1 protein-coding gene is annotated in these 1,032 nt (G+C 31.3%); it reads right to left on the reverse strand.

Annotated elements, in window-relative coordinates; genetic code table 11:
* Positions 1-1,001 (reverse strand): hypothetical protein (locus tag NCY30_RS14935; RefSeq protein ID WP_250818887.1); only part of this gene is annotated, 1,001 nt, incomplete at its 3' end.
* Positions 1,002-1,032: the final 31 nt, after the last annotated feature.

The raw sequence follows: 1,032 nt of genomic DNA on the forward strand, positions 1-1,032 counted from the left end.
TCTGGAATAATTACAAGACCGGTCATAGAAAAGCCGATCATCTCTTTGATTTGCTCTTTCTTTATCTGGAAATTGTATTTATATTCCAATCCCTCTTCATCCATATTTCCGCATTTACCAAGTGCGATTGATTTTATTTTTCTATGTTGTTTATCACTTAGATCCGATTTACGGCTCCCTTCTTTTCTCCAAATTCTTATTATTTCATTTTTATTTAACGATTCATTTTTATTGTAAATTTTATTATAGTCGCTAAGTGATATAGCAACCCAGGAATCACCTCTCATCTCATTAAACCACAGAAACGGGAATTGTTTTGTAAGACCATTAAATCGAGCTGTTACCACAGTATTTACTGCTGTCGTTTCTTTTGAGTTGCCGATACACACAAAATCATTTGGCATATATCTGTCATGAATTGTACCTCGAAGCATTAAAAATGTATTAAATATTAAAATGATTCCCAACAATATCTGCATTAGCATCCGAAATCCATGTTTTTTTATGTAACAGTAGCAATCATTCCAAGCTAATATATGCTTTTTATAATATTTCGACTCACTGAATTTTTCCATAAAAAATCCAGTTCCGAATATCATAAGAATTATAAGACCTGTCAAAATACATATAAGTGCCATATAAGCCATCATTGGATCATTATTCACCAACAGATAACCACTACTAATAACCAAAATACCCACTATAAAGTAAATAACTGATATCATCGAATGGATTCGAGATTCCTTAATCTTGAATATCTTATCTCCTAAATTCGTTCTGGTATCTAATAATATTTGCAATGTAATATATACGCCTATCGTCATGATCAGACAGCTTAGAATCAACACAAGATAAACTCTTGACATCGAAATGCCTTTGACAAATCTTGCATTTATTCTAGTATGAAGAATTTCTTTTATAATTTTCGTTCCAATTAAACCAAACAGAATTCCAAAACCACATGCAAGCATACCGCTTATTACATATTCCAGACCAATCATTACTTTTAAATTTTTCTTGCGTATTCCTAAT

Origin of the sequence: Dorea sp. MB18-49 (assembly GCF_023669465.1) — a bacterium.
Lineage (GTDB): Bacteria > Bacillota > Clostridia > Lachnospirales > Lachnospiraceae > Dorea_A > Dorea_A longicatena.